The 16,597-nt window shown below is 37.1% G+C and carries 14 protein-coding genes; 4 read left to right on the top strand and 10 right to left on the bottom strand.

What is annotated here, in order from left to right:
• Positions 1–46 precede the first annotated feature (46 nt).
• Genes LOK41_RS03025 through LOK41_RS03015 form a run of 3 tightly spaced genes read left to right on the top strand, consistent with a single transcriptional unit; the run spans position 47 to position 4,803 of the window.
• Positions 47–1,423: an ABC transporter permease gene (locus LOK41_RS03025; protein WP_241815285.1), complete on the top strand. Its 1,377-nt coding sequence runs from the start codon at positions 47–49 to the stop codon at positions 1,421–1,423.
• A gap of 13 nt (positions 1,424–1,436) precedes the next feature.
• The gene (locus LOK41_RS03020; RefSeq protein ID WP_241815142.1) at positions 1,437–2,951 is read left to right on the top strand and encodes an ABC transporter permease; all 1,515 of its coding nucleotides are present in this window, start codon (positions 1,437–1,439) and stop codon (positions 2,949–2,951) included.
• 31 nt (positions 2,952–2,982) lie between these two features.
• Complete coding sequence (locus LOK41_RS03015; RefSeq protein WP_241815141.1) at positions 2,983–4,803, top strand: ABC transporter substrate-binding protein; 1,821 nt, start codon at positions 2,983–2,985, stop codon at positions 4,801–4,803.
• A 53-nt stretch (positions 4,804–4,856) separates the two neighbouring features.
• On the opposite strand, the gene ytxJ is transcribed toward LOK41_RS03015, so the two are convergent.
• Both ytxJ and LOK41_RS03005 read right to left on the bottom strand, forming a co-directional pair.
• The gene (ytxJ, locus tag LOK41_RS03010) at positions 4,857–5,183 is read right to left on the bottom strand and encodes a bacillithiol system redox-active protein YtxJ (protein WP_241815139.1); all 327 of its coding nucleotides are present in this window, start codon (positions 5,181–5,183) and stop codon (positions 4,857–4,859) included.
• A gap of 1 nt (position 5,184) precedes the next feature.
• Entirely contained in the window at positions 5,185–5,733 is a 549-nt protein-coding gene (locus LOK41_RS03005; protein WP_241815135.1) for a DUF948 domain-containing protein, read from the bottom strand.
• Positions 5,734–5,876: 143 nt separating this feature from the next.
• On the opposite strand from LOK41_RS03005, the gene LOK41_RS03000 reads away from it, so the two are divergent.
• A complete protein-coding gene (locus LOK41_RS03000) occupies positions 5,877–6,992 on the top strand; it encodes an aminopeptidase (protein WP_241815134.1) in 1,116 nt (371 codons plus the stop codon).
• 20 nt (positions 6,993–7,012) lie between these two features.
• Here LOK41_RS03000 and LOK41_RS02995 read toward each other — a convergent pair whose 3' ends face one another.
• The 8 genes from LOK41_RS02995 to LOK41_RS02960 all read right to left on the bottom strand — a co-directional run bounded on the left by LOK41_RS02995 (position 7,013) and on the right by LOK41_RS02960 (position 16,258).
• A complete protein-coding gene (locus LOK41_RS02995; RefSeq protein WP_241815133.1) occupies positions 7,013–7,219 on the bottom strand; it encodes a hypothetical protein in 207 nt (68 codons plus the stop codon).
• Between the two features lie 12 nt (positions 7,220–7,231).
• Entirely contained in the window at positions 7,232–7,630 is a 399-nt protein-coding gene (locus LOK41_RS02990) for a PH domain-containing protein (protein WP_241815132.1), read from the bottom strand.
• Between the two features lie 148 nt (positions 7,631–7,778).
• Positions 7,779–8,327: a GNAT family N-acetyltransferase gene (locus LOK41_RS02985; protein WP_241815129.1), complete on the bottom strand. Its 549-nt coding sequence runs from the start codon at positions 8,325–8,327 to the stop codon at positions 7,779–7,781.
• Positions 8,328–8,389: 62 nt separating this feature from the next.
• Complete coding sequence (locus LOK41_RS02980; protein ID WP_241815127.1) at positions 8,390–9,298, bottom strand: DMT family transporter; 909 nt, start codon at positions 9,296–9,298, stop codon at positions 8,390–8,392.
• Positions 9,288–9,701, bottom strand: a complete 414-nt coding sequence (locus LOK41_RS02975; RefSeq protein WP_241815125.1) for a MerR family transcriptional regulator — start codon at positions 9,699–9,701, stop codon at positions 9,288–9,290. The genes LOK41_RS02980 and LOK41_RS02975 overlap by 11 nt, the downstream gene beginning before the upstream one ends.
• Before the next feature lie 113 nt (positions 9,702–9,814).
• Entirely contained in the window at positions 9,815–11,125 is a 1,311-nt protein-coding gene (gene murC, locus LOK41_RS02970; protein ID WP_241815123.1) for a UDP-N-acetylmuramate--L-alanine ligase, read from the bottom strand.
• Between the two features lie 252 nt (positions 11,126–11,377).
• A complete protein-coding gene (locus LOK41_RS02965; protein WP_174100205.1) occupies positions 11,378–12,496 on the bottom strand; it encodes a nicotinate phosphoribosyltransferase in 1,119 nt (372 codons plus the stop codon).
• Positions 12,497–12,556: 60 nt separating this feature from the next.
• Positions 12,557–16,258 carry a DNA translocase FtsK gene (locus LOK41_RS02960; protein ID WP_241815122.1) on the bottom strand — a complete coding sequence of 1,234 codons (3,702 nt, stop codon included), beginning with the start codon at positions 16,256–16,258 and terminating at the stop codon, positions 12,557–12,559.
• Between the last annotated feature and the right edge of the window lie 339 nt (positions 16,259–16,597).

Here is a 16,597-nt window from a genome sequence, read left to right as displayed (position 1 = left end):
TAGAGGATCCCCTCTATCGGATATCATTAGCCGTACTTATGGGAAAATGCAGCTACGGATCTCATACAAATATTTACTCCTTATACTTGGCTTACCAGTTAATATCGCTGTCTTGTTTATCTACCTATATAGAAAAAGGGGCGATTCCTATTTCTCTATTTTGGAAGAAACAAAGAACTCTTTGATTGAATCTGGATACCGTGAAAATGTAAGACATGAGTTATTAGATCAAGCCCTACGGAAACAGGAGTTTTTTGGCCAAAAGGTAAGTATGCAGAAAATTAACCAACTGGTAGAAAAATGGACAGAAAAACAATTTCACAAAACTGTGATTGAAAAAACAAATCAAGCCCTTGAACAACAAAGTAAACAAAGAATAACATTTGAAAGTACTTTTCAATCTCTTATCTCATATCCAAATTTTTTAACTTTATCATTTATCCCAGGTTTATTTATGTACATATTCATTCTTCTCTATAGTAATTCCTATCTAAAATATATTTTTGAGAGACTAATTATGAGTGTGTTTGTAATTTTTGGAGTCTCTATTCTTGTGTTTACCATTTTATATTTGTCACCTTTTGATCCAGCATCAAACATCCTCGGTGAAACAGCAACAAAAGAACAGATTCATGCATTTAATCATCTGTATGGCCTTGATCAGTCATATTTTCAACAGCTATGGAATACTCTTAAAGGCATTGCAACTTTCGACCTAGGTATATCTTTCTCAGGTAATGAAGAAGTGATTGCAAGTATAACAAAAAAATTTCCTATAACACTTACACTAGCCGTTATCTCATTACTCATTGCTATCATGATTGCAATCTCAATCGGTATTATTTCAGCGACAAAACCTAATTCATTTTTCGACTATACTTTTATGTTCATCGCTCTTATTGGATTATCTATTCCAAATTTTTGGCAAGGTCTCATATTTATTTTGAATTTCTCTATTAAATTACATTGGTTACCAGCAACATTTAACCCTGAAAATTGGCTATCTATCATTATGCCAGTCATTGTGCTAGGAACTGGACTTACAGCCTCTATTGCCAGAATGACACGCTCATCAATGCTCGAAGTGATTCATGAAGATTACATTATAACAGCTAAAGCTAAAGGGTTGAGTCAAAATTATATTCTTTGGAAACACGCTATTGGCAACGCCATGATTCCAATTATTACTGTCATCGGCCTGCTATTCGGGGGAATGCTTGGCGGCGCTGCGGTTACCGAAAAAGTATTCAACATAAGTGGTATTGGAAGTTACATTGTTGATAAGCAGTTTATCCCTGATATTCCAAGTATTATGGGCGGGGTTATTTATGTAGCTATTACAATTTCCTTAGTCAATGTATTCATTGACATCTTGTATGCATTCTTTGATCCTCGTATCCGTTCGAAAATGAAACAATATTAAAGAAGGTGTATTCATGCTCAAGACCATAAAATCAATAAAAAATCATCAAAAGGCACAAATTCTACATTCTCTCCCAGAATACACACAAGCTAGTTTCGCAGGCATTCTATCTTTCGCACTCACTTTTATTCTAGGCCTAAATATCTATGACTTTAGCCAACAAACATTAAATATATATATATTCGGTACGTTTATCGCCTACATTCTATTTACATGCTTACAATTTATTATCACACTTAAAGTTAAGCATGATCTTCTTAATTTAGGCTATGTACAAAATAAGACGAGGATACTGGGCTACATACAACTTTTTAGTATTTTCGTCGGTAATATCTTTATTACTATTGCTGCATTCCATTTAATAAAAAAAGAAAAAACACTTGAATATACATTCGCTGTATACATGTTTCTTACACAGCTCCTTATTATTGTGTTATCAGCACTTAACCTGTTTAAACCTTATGTTGCGGATACATTTCTTTCATCGATGTTTATACTACTTTTAGTCTTAATATTCCAACTAATCGCACTTTTACTAGTAGCAAAATATGTACAAAATAATAAACTAGCACCTTGGTTCACCTACATAGCCATTCCTCTTTTACTTACAGCTATAACAGGTAACCTTTTCGCTCTATTACTTGGGATAAATTTGATTATGAAAATTTACAGTAGCGATAAATCCAGAATCATGCAATGGGATAGTATTTGGAAAAAAATCACGCAGAATACGACAGCTATGCTAGGACTTTTCTTTATCGTTTTTATATTTTCTATTTCTATATGTAGCTATTTAACATTCGACTACGGTATGGCTGTCGAAAATAATTATAATGTTATTCTTCAGGCTCCAAGTCTTGCTTATCCATTCGGAACAGATGATTTCGGAAGAGATTTGTTTTCCAGAATTGTATTTGGGGCTCGTATTTCACTAGTTGTCGGTTTAATCTCTACAATCATTCCTGTAGTTATTGGCGGTATTTTAGGGGCACTATCCGGCTATTACGGTCATCGTACAGACAATATTATTATGAGACTTCTAGATATCTTATATGCAATTCCAGGTATTCTATTAGCGATCGCAATAGTCGCTGCTTTTGGGGCTAATACAACAAATTTAATTGTAGCACTCAGCATAGGCTCCATCCCAACATACGCCCGCACGATGCGAGCAAATGTAATGATGGTATCAAATTATGAATATGTACTTTCCGCACGTGCATACGGATTAAATAATTTTTCTATTATTTTTAAGCATATTGTCCCTAACTCACTTGCACCAATGATTGTTAAATCGACCCTTACAATTGGTGGAGCAGTCATTGCTACAAGTAGCTTAAGCTACCTAGGATTAGGTGTCGAACCGCACATACCAGAGTGGGGGAACATTTTGAAGATCGGAAGCACATACCTTGAATCTCATTCCTATTTGGCAATATATCCAGGTCTTGCCATCATTGCTCTTGTCTTATCCTTCAACTTTTTAGGAGATGGCTTGAGAGATGCACTAGATCCAAAATTAGATTAAATCTATCTTATACTTTGAGGAGGAATTTATTGTGAAAAAAGTTTTAACTTCTCTCCTGCTAACATCTGTATTGTTAATAGGAGGATGCTCTTTAAATACAAAATCAGAAGTGGCAGAAAAAGAAAAGAAGAAAACTAACGTAGTCGATGATAAAAATCCAGTGGAAATCGAAATTCTTGGCCAAAGTGGCAGTGAAACTGACATTAATATTGTTCGAGATCAACTTACCAAAAATGGATTCAAAGTGAAATTAAACATCCAACCCGATTATGGAAGTTTCAAAGCACAGCAAAATGCGGGTAACTATGATGTCGCGTTATCTAGTTGGACTACAGTTACCGGTAATCCTGATTACGCAGTACGTTCCTTATTCAAAACAGGTGGAGACTACAGCATACTAGCTGATACAGAAATCGATAAACTAATCGATAAAGCGAGCACACAGACTCCAAAAGAATATGTAAATACGTACAAACAATTAGAACAACGTCTTGTATTTAATAAAGCCTATATTGTACCGCTTTACACATCATTGAAAACACAAGCTATCAATAAAGATATTTTAAATAAGGATTCAGTAAGATTGGCAAAATCTCGTGCTCTCGTATGGGAATCAATTGATTTCAAAGACACTAGTAAACGTGAAACAGCACCTCTTGTTCTTACGCAAACTGCTTCAACATTAACATCACTTGATCCTATTAAAGGTAATGATGGCTCTATTAATATGATCAATACAAATATGTATGTTCGACTTATCAACCTTACAGATAATGACAAAATCACATCAGAGGGTTCTTTATCTCATAACTACAGTATGGCGGAAGGGAATTCAGAATACTACTTCCTACTTAGAGATGATATAAATTTCTCAAAAATCTCGAATAAAAAGGCAGAAGATACTGGTGAACGTGTAGGAGCTGATGATGTGATTTTCTCACTGAATCGAGCAAAAGATAAAAAATCTGTTCCCGATCACCGCACATATAGTTTACATGAACATATTCAAAATGCAGAAATTGTTACAGACCTTAGCACACTCGATAAAGTGAAACAATCTGGTAATAGTAAATCAGTGAGAGAAGAGCTTGAAAAGGGATTAACTGCAAAAATTACAGAGCTCGTAACTGACAAAAAACAAGCAAATAACAAGGAAGGGAAATATCAAGTTGTGAAACTTACAACTACAACACCTTTTCCACAAGTATTAAACTATTTAGCTCACCAATCCGCAGGTATTGTTTCTAAAAAACAAGTAGAGAGTATCAATACTTATGATGTAGCTTCATTTGATGTAAATAAAGACATTCCTTACGGTGATCAAAATACAGTTACAGATGGAAATAAATACAATAACACGCTGTATGCAAGCGGTCCATATATTCTTTCATATAAGAATGATTACGAAGCAATTTTCCAAAAGAACCCCAATTATTTAAAAGGAACGAAGCATGAACCGAAAATTTCAAATGTAACACTTCGATTCATTAAGGACACAGATAGTGCACTTTCTGCGCTACGCAACAACGAGATTTATTTGTATTCCGGTGTTCCAGAAACAAAACATGATCTTATCAAAAGTGATAACAAATTAGCACTACAAAATATTGAGAGCAATGGTGTAAGCTATCTACTATTTAACACAGCAAATCGCGAAGTTTCAAAAAGTGAAGACTTACGAAAAGCTATTCTTTACTCTATCAATCAAGATGAAATCTTAAATTTCTATCAAAACAAAAAAATTAAAGCTATTTCTACCGTTAGCCCAATTGTAAAAACAGGAAATGAGCTGAAAGCTGATTCAGACAAAGCACAAAAATTCTTAAATAACTATAAAGCAAACAAAAAATAAGAAAAATAAAAAGAGAGTGAACTTAAAGAAAATCTTTTCGTTCACTCTCTCTTTTATTTAATGTTCTCTTCTAAAGTTTGCTTCTTAATATTCCAATGCGATGTATGCCATACCGCCATACCATCTTTTATGTATAGCACTTGCGGTGATTCATGTTTAATACCAAAGTGCTCTGCAATACGATTCGAAACCTCTCTTGCATCTTGCACGTATAAATAATAAGCAGGTGCTTCTTTTGCCTCCTGACAATACGCTTCAAACTCTGCGTATGCCCCTTGGCTAATTGGGCATGTTGTACTATGTTTAAAAAGAATATATGGTTCCGCCGTTTCTAATAATGCGTCAAACTCTTCTATTGTTTCAATCTTCGTCATGCTCACGTTATTCACCCCTCATACGAATCGGAAGTCTAGAGCGCTTCTCTTTTTTCTCTGTCTTCTCTAATTTCTTCTCGGCCTTTTCTAACTTTTTCTCTTGTCTACTCGTGCGATAATGATTATACACTTCAATCGCTGCACTACTCCATTGTACGACTTGCGCTACTTTGTCTGCATTATTTTCGATTTCATTTGTTACAGAATCCGATACATTGCGCAGTTTCGTATTTAAAGAATGAATTGTTGTTCCGATTCCATTTACGCCTTCTACTACTTTATTTAACGACTGAGATTTTTGCTGAATATCATCAGCTAATGCATTCGTCTTATGTAATAATTGTTCTGTCTCTACGCTTATCCCTTGCATTTGCTTCTCTAAGCCTTCTAATGTACTTGCAACATTTTCTAACGTCTTCTGCAATGATAATAATGTTCTACATGTATATATCACTAAAATTACAAAAGCAATGGCAGCTATAGCTGCACTTACGTATAAAAGAATTTGCATTTCATCACTTCCTTTATCTTTTTCATACTTTCTCCTATTATACAATCATTTTCCGTTTCGTTCTAATCCTTATGAGGACGCAAGAATTTTCATACTTGTTCGTCAACTGTAACATAAATCATTAAACAAATACCACCAATTAGGGTACAATAAAAAAGGATACATAATTAGTAGGGAGGCTTTTACATATGAAAGACCCACGTATCGAAACTTTAGCACATAATTTAATTAACTATTCCATTCGTTTACAAAAAGGTGAAAAAGTATTAATTGAAAACTTTGGCTTACAAAAAGAACTTGTAACTGCACTTGTAAAAGAAGCATATGCAGCTGGTGGTTTCCCATTCGTCTCATTAAAAGATCATCAAGTTGACCGCTCTTTATTGATGGGGGCTACTGAAGAACATTTCGAGCAAATCGCTGCGTATGAAGCAAGCGTAATGAAGGATATGGATGCTTACATCGGTCTACGCTCTGGCGATAACATTAACGAACAAGCTGATGTTCCAAGTGAACGCATGAAAATCCACGGTCAAACTGTTGGTAAAAAAGTTCATAGAGACATCCGTGTTCCAAAAACACGCTGGGTTGTGCTTCGCTACCCAAATGCATCTATGGCACAGCTTGCAAAAATGAGCACGGAAGCATTTGAAGACTTCTACTTCGAAGTATGTAACTTAGATTACGGTAAAATGGACAAAGCAATGGACAACCTTGTTGAACTCATGAATAAAACAGATAAAGTTCGCCTAGTTGGCCCTGGAACTGACTTAACATTCTCTATTAAAGACATTCCAGCTATTAAGTGCTCTGGTCATTTAAATATTCCAGATGGTGAAGTATACTCTGCACCAGTTTGCGATTCTGTTAATGGTACAGTTTCTTACAACACACCATCACCATATAACGGCTATACATTTGAAAATGTACAACTGACATTTAAAGATGGAAAAATCGTTGAAGCAACTGCAAACGATTCAGAACGCATTAACAAAATCTTCGATACAGACGAAGGCGCACGTTACGTTGGTGAGTTTGCAATCGGTGTAAACCCGTATATCTTACATCCAATGGGCGACATCCTATTTGATGAAAAAATCGACGGCAGCTTCCACTTCACTCCTGGACAAGCTTACGACGATGCATGGAACGGCAACAACTCTAACATCCACTGGGATTTAGTATGCATCCAACGCCCTGAATACGGCGGCGGCGAAATTTACTTCGATGACGTATTGATTCGTAAAGATGGACGATTTGTTGTATCTGAATTAGAAGCGTTGAATCCTGAGAATTTAAAATAAAACAAAGAAGAGCTCTCCTTCTAAATAGGAGGGCTCTTCTTGTATTTCTCCACTCTCTTTTCCTTCGGTCGAGTCTGACGAACATGATAATAAAACAAAAGTACAACTGCTAAAATGCCTACACCTATCGATACATACAACGGCCATCCCCAGCGAACATATCCCCTAACACAAACGACCAGTACCATCAATAATTCAAAACAAAATAACAGTCTGAAATGTTTCATTGCTCACCCCATTTATGCTTTCATATCTATCTTCACATACGGATTTGCTTCTTGAATAAGCAGCAACAGCTTTTCCTTATTTCGCGGCATGGCAATCATATGCACTTTATATTGATTCGTTGTCAGTTCGAGGGATTTTCCAACTTGGCGAACAACTCTCACATCAGATAGGACAATATCATCATTTAATATCCCGTACTTAAGTACACCATTTTCTACGGTGTGCTTTTTAATAAATACATCCCAAACAAGCGGTACATTTACAATAAGACAAATTGCCATCCCAATCAGTGCTGATCCCCAGTTTCCATTGTCCATAATGAGCATTCCGATTGGCCAAACAACCATAAGAATTAACATTACACTTACAAAAATCATAATGGGTGTACTTCTTTGGATAGGAAAGTTCATATTATCACCTCTCAACCAAATTATACCATTTGATACGATAAAAAAGCTAGAGACTACTTTAATCTCCAGCTTTCACAAACTATGAAACGCCTTATTCAGCAATATTCTTTGTTGGTCCCTCCATTAAAATGAATGCAACTCATATGGCTCATTGGATCTCCTTCCATTCTGAAGCCAATAAACTATACACCGCAAGATCATGAAAATGATCATATAGCCATTCTTCATCTCGCAAAATACCATCTAAATTAAAACCAAGTCGCTCTGGAATCACACGGCTTTTCTTGTTTTCTACCCCACAACGGATTTCAATCTTGTTTAATTTTAAATCCTCAAACGCATAACGAAGTACCACTTTTACACTTCGTGTCATAATTCCTTTTCCGCCTGCTTCTTCTGCAAGATAGTATCCAAGACTTGTTGCTTTCTTAGCCCAGTTCACCTCGTGAATACCAACCATTCCAACGAGCTTTCCTTTGTAACGTATACCTGTCTCAAAACCGTTTCCATCCGCAAATTTCTTCAACCACATCGGAAGAATTTCGTCATATGCATCAGCTGATTTTGTGCCATCTACCCATGGAAGCCATCTTTTTAAATGCTCTCTGTTTTGATCTACTAATTGATATAACTCTTCTTTATGATGTTTTTCTAGTAATTGAAGTTCGATTTCATCATCAACGTGAAGTGTGAACATTTCTCCATCCCCCTTTTTAATTTCTTATTATTCTAACACTTCGAATCAGGGAATGTTAAGATTTATATATTCACACTCTCTTTTTTCGTTTTTATAGTAAGAAAACCGGAAGAATATAAAACACCCGTAATAACTAAAATCATTCCTAAATATTGCAGGATTGTTATATTTACTCCTTCCACAAAAGAAATAAACATCGTAACAACGGGAACTAAATTAAAGAACAAAGATGTTTTTGCTGCTCCAATTTTCGCGACTCCTTTATTCCACCAAAGATAACCAAGCACACTCATTCCAACCGTCATAAATAAGATTGATAGCCATGCTAGTAGAGGAATTTCTGAAATAGGCGCTACACTCTTTTGCATGAAAGAGACCATAATGAAAGCAAGTGCTCCAACAGTCATTGTATATGTGGTTGTTTGTATCGGAGTACCACCCTTAATAAACTTTCTTCCTAGCACACCGTATAAAGCCCAAGAAATATTCCCTAATAAAATGTAGAAATCTCCTTTTGAAAAAGCTAAATTTTGTATGACCAAAAACGACCCTTGCGTAATAACAAAAATAACCCCAAGCAATGCAAATGACATTCCGATAGCTTGGCGTTTTACAATTCTTTCGTGCAAAATTATACTGGCCAATATCGTTGTAACAAGTGGATTCGTCGCCATAATAAGCGAGCCGTTTATAGCCTCCGTATTTTTCATTCCTAAAAAGAAAAAGAAGTTAAAACCAAATACCCCAACTATGCCGAGTAAAATATAATAGCCAATATTTTGTTTCCATACTTCTAACTCAAATTTTTTTCTTATCTTTAAAATACATAGCATTACAAGAGCAGCTACTCCAAAACGCCATGCCGCAATGTGAACCGCTGAAAAATATTGTACTGCGTATTTCGAAGCATTGAATGTCCCACCAGTAAATATTGCAAAGCCTAACAACTGAACATACACTTTATTTTTCATTGTCTTCCTCCAAGGCTTTGCCTTCTAAAAAACCATAATAAACCTCTAATTTATTCTCTGTTAGTTCTATTACACGTTGTAATTGCTCTTGCTGCTCTTTTAATCGTTCCAAGTGAACCGTTAAAATCGAAATACGTTTTTTTATTTTAGCTGGTACTTCTTCTTTTCTTTGCTTAATTTCTTCTATAATGCAACCGTCACTTGCAAACTCTGCTATCTCTTCTAGTGACATTCCTGTTTGTTTTAACGAGTACAAAAATTTCAATAAGCGTACATCTACTTCTGTATATTGACGAATGCCACTATTCCGTGTCGGTGGTGGTAATAATCCCAGTTTTTCATAATAGCGAAGTGTATGAATGCTCATCCCTGTTAACTCTGCTACTTCACCAATCTTATACATGTTATCTCCCCCTTGTTTTTTCACATTTTCATCTTACAACTTAGAGTTAACTCTAGGTCAATACATAAATAAAAAAAGACGTGCAGCCACCGCTGCACGTCTCTTTCATCTCATTACTTCTCCGCAACTTGCACTTCTTTCACGTAAGCTGCTTCGAATTTTTGGATATCACCTGCGCCCATAAAAATAAGAACGCCGTTTTTATGTTTCTTTAATACATCCGTTGTTGTATCTGTAATTAATTCTGCACCATCAATACGTTGTTGCAGGTCTTGAATCGTTAAGTCACCTTTGTTTTCACGTGCTGATCCAAAAATATCACATAGATATACTTGATCAGCCTTGCTTAGGCTTTCTGCAAACTCATCTAAGAACTTTTCTGTACGTGAGAATGTGTGCGGCTGGAATACAGCGACAATTTCACGCTCTGGATGTTTTTGACGAGCTGCTTCAATCGTTGCGTTAATTTCTGTCGGATGGTGTGCATAATCATCAATGATGACCTGTTCTCCCATCGGCTTTTCATTAAAGCGACGTTTTACACCTTCAAACGTTGTTAATTGATGTTTTACTGCTTCTACATCAACATTTTCATAATGACAAAGCGCAATAACTGCTAGTGCATTTAAGACGCTATGATTGCCGTATCCTGTGATTTTGAACGTTTCATAATACGTATTACGAACGAATACATCGAATACAGTACCATCTGTTCTCTTTTGGATGTTACGTGCTTGGAAATCATTATCTTCACCAAATCCATAGAAAATAACAGGTACTTTCGCTTGAATTTTTTGAAGTTCTTCATCATCACCACATGCAATAATTCCTTTTTTCACTTGAAGCGCCATCTCTTGGAATGCACTAAACACATCATTAATGTCTGTAAAGTAGTCTGGATGGTCAAAATCAATATTTGTCATAATTGCATAGTCTGGATAGTAAGACAAGAAATGACGACGATACTCACATGCCTCAAACACAAAATACTTACTATTTTCTACCCCATGCCCTGTTCCATCTCCAATAAGGTAAGATGTTGGGTGTGCACCTTGCATTACATGGGCTAACAAACCAGTTGTTGATGTTTTTCCGTGTGCACCTGTTATAGCAACACTTGTATACTTACTCATAAGGTCCCCTAAAAAGTGATGGTAACGGTGTACTGGGAGATTTAACTCTTTCGCCGCTACAATTTCTTCATGCGTATCAGGGAATGCATTTCCGGCGATAATCACTTGTCCTTCTTTTACATTGTTTTTATCAAAAGAAAGGATGGTGATACCACGCTTTTCCAATGCTGTTTGTGTAAAGAAACGCTTTTCAAAATCAGAACCTTGAACAGTATGCTTCATGTCATGAAGAATTTGTGCTAATGAACTCATTCCTGTTCCTTTAATTCCTACAAAATGGTAAACTGTCATCTTAAAGAACCTCCAACATTTCGAACTAATATAACGGCCTATCTATAAGACAGTATATGAATCTTTTCTTATTTTGGTAATCATCATACATTTCCCGATACGGTGAAACTTTAATCTGTTATCACCAGTCGAGATAAACACATACGTACTTCTTTCATGTCCATAACAAACCTATTATAGCAAAAAACAATCCGTTATACTATGATAACAGAAAAACTGATAGGGTCAATCACCTATCAGTTTTTCAAGTTTTTACATCTCTTCTCTTTTTTCTAATTGAACACGCTCTAAACGTGGATTTGGACGATATTTACGTCCAGCCTTCGCTTCTGGTTTTCCATTTAATTCTACATTATCACCTGTAAAACCAATGTTCATCTTTAATAAACTGCTTCCTACTCCATATAGATCTACAGGAACATTTTGTGCTTCAAATTCACGAATACGTTTTTCATCGAATCCACCAGTTACAACAATATCTACGTGTTGGAATCCTTCTTCATCAAGCGCTTTACGAAGAGCAAAAACAAGTGATGGATTGACGCCACGTGGGTCAAATGTTCCAAGCACTTCTGGATGACGAATGAAATATTGATCAATCATTGTACGTGATGTATCAATGCGGACACCTTTTAATTCTGAACCGAATTCGCGTGCAACACGAAGCCCATCTGTAATAACATCATTGTTATAGTCAATCAGTACAACGAGATCGTCCTCTGGAAACTTTTTGTGATATGCTTTCGCAGCTTCTACAACATCTCCATTAAACATTTGAATTAATGCGTGAGGCATCGTCCCCATTCCACTTTTGCCCCACCATTCATTCATAGCATGCGTTGCCTGTGCACTCATGCCACCAATATAAGCAGCATATCCGTCACCAGCTTGCTGTGTATAATGATCATCACGGTCTCCCATGAAAATAACAGGTTTTTCTTTTTCACCGCTACGAGCAGCTTGTACAACGTTATATACATTTGTTGCAACAGATGTACGACGAGCTAAAATCCCATCAATTACACCTTCTAAAAACCCGAAATATTCATAAGGCCCTGTAATTGTTAAAACCGTTTCAAATGGATTAATATTGTCCCCATCCTTTAAAGAATGAATTTCAAGTTCTTCAGGATGTGCAGCAAATGTTTGTAACAATGCTAATACTTCATCTGTTCCGCAAAGTACCGCATGCTCTTTTTGGAAAAATTGCATTGTCACAACACTTTTCGGGCGAAATTCTTGAATAATGTCACGAGTTTTTAAAAAGTAAACGGCAGAGAACCAGCCTTCCCCAACTCGTTCATCAAATTTAAACGTTTTATTTGTTAGTCGATTGATTTCACCTTTTAATTTTAATTCAATTTCTTTCATGTCGTTTACTCCCTACCTTACTATCCAACATTTTCTCTTAGTATACAGCAAAACCGCTTCCTATACATTCGTTTCCTGCATCGCAGCAAACTCATCCTCTGAAATAAGGACATCCCTCGGTTTTGTTCCCCGTGCTTCAGAAATAATCCCTTGTGCTTCCATCTCTTCAATAAGACGTGCCGCGCGATTATAACCGATGCGGAATTTTCTCTGTACAGAAGATGTGGACGCTCCCCCTTGTTCTACAACAAATTGACATGCATCAAAAAACAGTTCATCTTCAGCTTCATGCTGCTCTGATTTTGCCAATAAATCCTCTTGCTTAAATAAATAATTTGGCTTCATTTGTTTTTTCACGTGGTCAACTGTTTTTTCAATCTCATCATCCGATACGTATACACCTTGCACACGAACAGGTTTTGACGTACCGTTTCCTAAAAATAGCATATCACCGCGGCCCAGTAATTTTTCCGCGCCTCCAATATCAATGATTGTACGTGAATCAACTTGAGAGGATACTGTAAACGCAATACGCGTTGGAATATTTGATTTAATTAATCCGGTAATAACATCTACAGATGGACGCTGCGTTGCAACTAATAAGTGAATACCACAAGCACGTGCTTTTTGAGCGATACGACAAATTGCTTCCTCAACATCGCCAGGAGCAACCATCATTAAATCAGCTAACTCATCAATCACAATGACGATATATGGTAATGTCTCACCTGGAACTTCCTGCTCGCTCACAATTGTATTATAACGATTTAAATCACGCGCGCCAGCATGCGCAAACAATTCATAACGGCGTTCCATCTCTTCTACAGCCCATTTTAACGCTGCTGTAGCTGCTTTTACATCGGTAATAACAGGTGCTACAAGATGTGGAACAGAATTATATGGTGCAAGCTCAACCATTTTCGGGTCAATCAACATCAGCTTCACTTCATGTGGTTTTGCTTTATATAAAATGCTCGTTAAAATCGCGTTAATGCATACACTTTTCCCTGAACCAGTCGCACCAGCAATCAGTCCATGTGGCATTTTCCTAATATCCGTTACAATTGGTTCTCCAGAAATATCAAGTCCAAGTGCAACTGTAAGCGGGGATTCACTCTTCGTAAACACGGGGCTTCTCAAGATTTCCCTTAGAAATACCGGCTTACTCTCTTTATTCGGAACCTCAATTCCGATTGCGCTTTTCCCTGGAATCGGTGCTTCAATTCGAATATCTTTTGCAGCTAAACTCAGCTTAATATCATCGCTTAAGTTTGTAATTTTATTTACTTTCACACCTGGATCAGGTTGTACTTCAAAGCGGGTTACAGCCGGTCCTTGTGAAACATTGATAACATGAGCCCCAACATGGAAGTTATTAAACGTCGTATCTAATAGTTCTTTCTGTTCGTCTAACCATTCTGTATTATCTAACGCCGCTTGCGCCGGAATCGTCAATAATGTTAATGGTGGCATTGTATATTCCGGTGGTGTTTGCAGTACATTACGCATATCATTCTCTCTTTTTGCTACAACGTATGCTTTTTCTTGTACTCCTTCATTTGCAACAGGTGCCATTACTTTCATTTGCTGTTCTGGTTTCTCTTCTACTCGAGTTTCCACTGCAGCTTGCTCTACTGGTTTCTCTTCTATTCGAGTTTCCACTACAACTTGCTCTACTGGTTTCTCTTCTACTCGAGTTTCCACTACAACTTGCTCCACTGGTTTCTCTTCTACTCGAGTTTCCACTACAACTTGCTCTACTGGTTTCTCTTCTACTCGAGTTTCCACTACAACCTGCTCTACTGGTTTCTCTTCTACTTCAACTCGTTGTACAGGTTGCATGTTCACTTTCGAAGTTTCTTCAGCTTGTTTTACAGGAGTCTGTGGTGCTTGCGTTCTAACCGCATGTCTCTCCATCAACTTTCTTCTGTCTTGCTTTAACATCACAACATTAAACGGTACATGGCGCTTTTTCTCGCGCTTCGGCTCTTCTTTTTGTTTAGCAATAATCTGCTCCGAAGTAACTTCTTGCTTTCCTTCTGTCTCTTCAATTAGTACATTTGCAAAGTTTTGAACCGCTTCTTTCGTATGCTCATCCGTCGCTAAAGCTATTTCAGAACTATCGTTTTCTACTTTAGAAACAAATTTCTCTTGTTCAGCAGCTTCTTCCACTACTACTTGAGTAGTCTCTTCTGCTTTAACACCCCATACTTCTTCAGGTTCTTCTACCACTTCATCTTCCGGTGCTGTTTTAGCTTCTTCCACTTCTTCTACTTCCGGCATTGTTTCAGCTTCTTCCACTTCTTCTACTTCCGGCATTGTTTCAGATTCTTCCGCTTCTTCTACTTCCAGCGTTCTTTCAGATCCTTCCGCTTCTTCTACTTCCGGCATTGTTTCAGATTCTTCCACTTCTTCTACTTCCAGCGTTCTTTCAGATTCTTCCGCTTCTTCTACTTCCGGCGCCGTTTCAAATTCTTCCACTTCTTCTACTTCCGGCATTGTTTCAGATTCTTCCACTTCTTCTACTTCCAGCGTTCTTTCAGATTCTTCCGCTTCTTCTACTTCCAGTGCTGTTTCAGGCTCTTCCACTTCTTCTACTTCCGGCGCTGTTTCAGGTTCTTCTACTGCTTCAACTTCCAGCACTGTTTCAGGTTCTTCCACTTCTTCTACTTCCGGCATTGTTTCAGATTCTTCTACTGCTTCTACTTTCGGCGTTGTTTCAAGTTCTTCTTCAATAACACTTTCTTTCAATACAATGTTCTCTACTGAACATTCTTCTGTTTCTTTCTTATATTCAATTTCTTCCGTTGACGTTGTATTGATGTTCTCTACAGTAGAGTCTCGTAATTGACCTTGTAGAGATTCTTCATTTCCTTCGTTATCATCTTGTGATAACACCACTACATCCGGCTCTTGTCCAAATACCTGTACGTTTTGAGCATTATGTTCTTCTTTTTCATTACCCTGTCCAACTGATTTATGTAACAAGCCATCAGTTGCAAATGGACGCAAGTCTGCAGCGATATCTACCTTGTCTTGCTCTTCTAACGAAGTAAGTGAACGTTCAGAATCGTAACCGTTTTTCTCTAACCACTGATCAACAACGGATTTTTCCTCTTTTTTACTTTCTTGTTGTTGATGATTTAGATTTTCATCCTGCTTCTTAGAAGGAACAAAGGATTCGTCTGAGAAATCGGCAAGTGAGTATCCTTTTTTCTCTAGCCATGCATCGACAACTGATTTTCCTTCAACCGATATTTCAAGATCTTCCTGCTTTTTTTCTTCCGTCTTCACTTCTTCTTTCTCCATAGACGGACGTTTATATCCAAAGATCGGTGAAATCATTTCGGTTGGGCGAAATGGTCTTCGATTTCCTTCTTGTGTTGGTACAGATTTTTTTTGTATGAACGGCTCTGGCTCAATTTCTCGTTCAGCTTGTTGAGGGACAAATGTATGAATAGGTTCTTCTACATATCTCGGTCCGCGCCTCTCCATGTTTGTTACTCTCGGCAGTGGCTGCTTTTCAACATGTGTTGATTCTTCCACATTCTCCTCATCGAATCCATCATCAGGCACTAACGGAAATCGGCATTTCACACCTGAATTCCGACTAGCCATTTGCGCTTCTCTTGCTGCAGTGTAGTGGTTTACACGAGGAATTTTCGGCTTACTTTCAGTGTTCTTCGGTACTTCTTTATTCATCGCTGTTTTTTCTTCCTGATGTTCCTCTTTGTTAAACAGCTTTTTCATCCAATCTAACATGTTTACCACTCTTTCTACTAAATAGTAACATCCTTTATTGTATCAGCATTCGGCAAAAAGTGCAGGTAAAATTACGTTCTTGTATTTTGTACACCATATTCAAATTTTCAGTAAGTATCATACAAATCTATTTTGATTTTCCAACATATAAATCGGTGCCATAAAAACAAAAGATGACCTTTTCTCGTGTTCATTCTTTGGTTTTACTTGGTATAAAGCAGGAAGATAATTTGACAGCATCCATCCATGTGAAGACCCTCTCTCCCGCCTTAAAAAAAGAGTTTCTATCAGTTTTCCACTTTGTAAATCCGTTTTAATTTACTGACTCCTAAGTTCCGG

The organism is Bacillus sp. TL12 (assembly GCF_022625245.1).
In the GTDB taxonomy this organism is placed as follows: domain Bacteria; phylum Bacillota; class Bacilli; order Bacillales; family Bacillaceae_G; genus Bacillus_A.
The sequence above is the reverse complement of the archived record's forward strand: the minus strand, read 5'-3'. Positions and strand labels throughout refer to the sequence as shown.

Coding starts and splice junctions, on each gene's coding strand:
- LOK41_RS03025 (WP_241815285.1), top strand. CDS start 47: ATGCAGCTACGGATCTCATACAAATATTTACTCCTTATACTTGGCTTA.
- LOK41_RS03020 (WP_241815142.1), top strand. CDS start 1,437: ATGCTCAAGACCATAAAATCAATAAAAAATCATCAAAAGGCACAAATT.
- LOK41_RS03000 (WP_241815134.1), top strand. CDS start 5,877: ATGAAAGACCCACGTATCGAAACTTTAGCACATAATTTAATTAACTAT.
- LOK41_RS02995 (WP_241815133.1), bottom strand. CDS start 7,219: ATGAAACATTTCAGACTGTTATTTTGTTTTGAATTATTGATGGTACTG.
- LOK41_RS02990 (WP_241815132.1), bottom strand. CDS start 7,630: ATGAACTTTCCTATCCAAAGAAGTACACCCATTATGATTTTTGTAAGT.
- LOK41_RS02985 (WP_241815129.1), bottom strand. CDS start 8,327: ATGTTCACACTTCACGTTGATGATGAAATCGAACTTCAATTACTAGAA.
- LOK41_RS02980 (WP_241815127.1), bottom strand. CDS start 9,298: ATGAAAAATAAAGTGTATGTTCAGTTGTTAGGCTTTGCAATATTTACT.
- LOK41_RS02975 (WP_241815125.1), bottom strand. CDS start 9,701: ATGTATAAGATTGGTGAAGTAGCAGAGTTAACAGGGATGAGCATTCAT.
- murC (WP_241815123.1), bottom strand. CDS start 11,125: ATGACAGTTTACCATTTTGTAGGAATTAAAGGAACAGGAATGAGTTCA.
- LOK41_RS02965 (WP_174100205.1), bottom strand. CDS start 12,496: ATGAAAGAAATTGAATTAAAATTAAAAGGTGAAATCAATCGACTAACA.
- LOK41_RS02960 (WP_241815122.1), bottom strand. CDS start 16,258: ATGTTAGATTGGATGAAAAAGCTGTTTAACAAAGAGGAACATCAGGAA.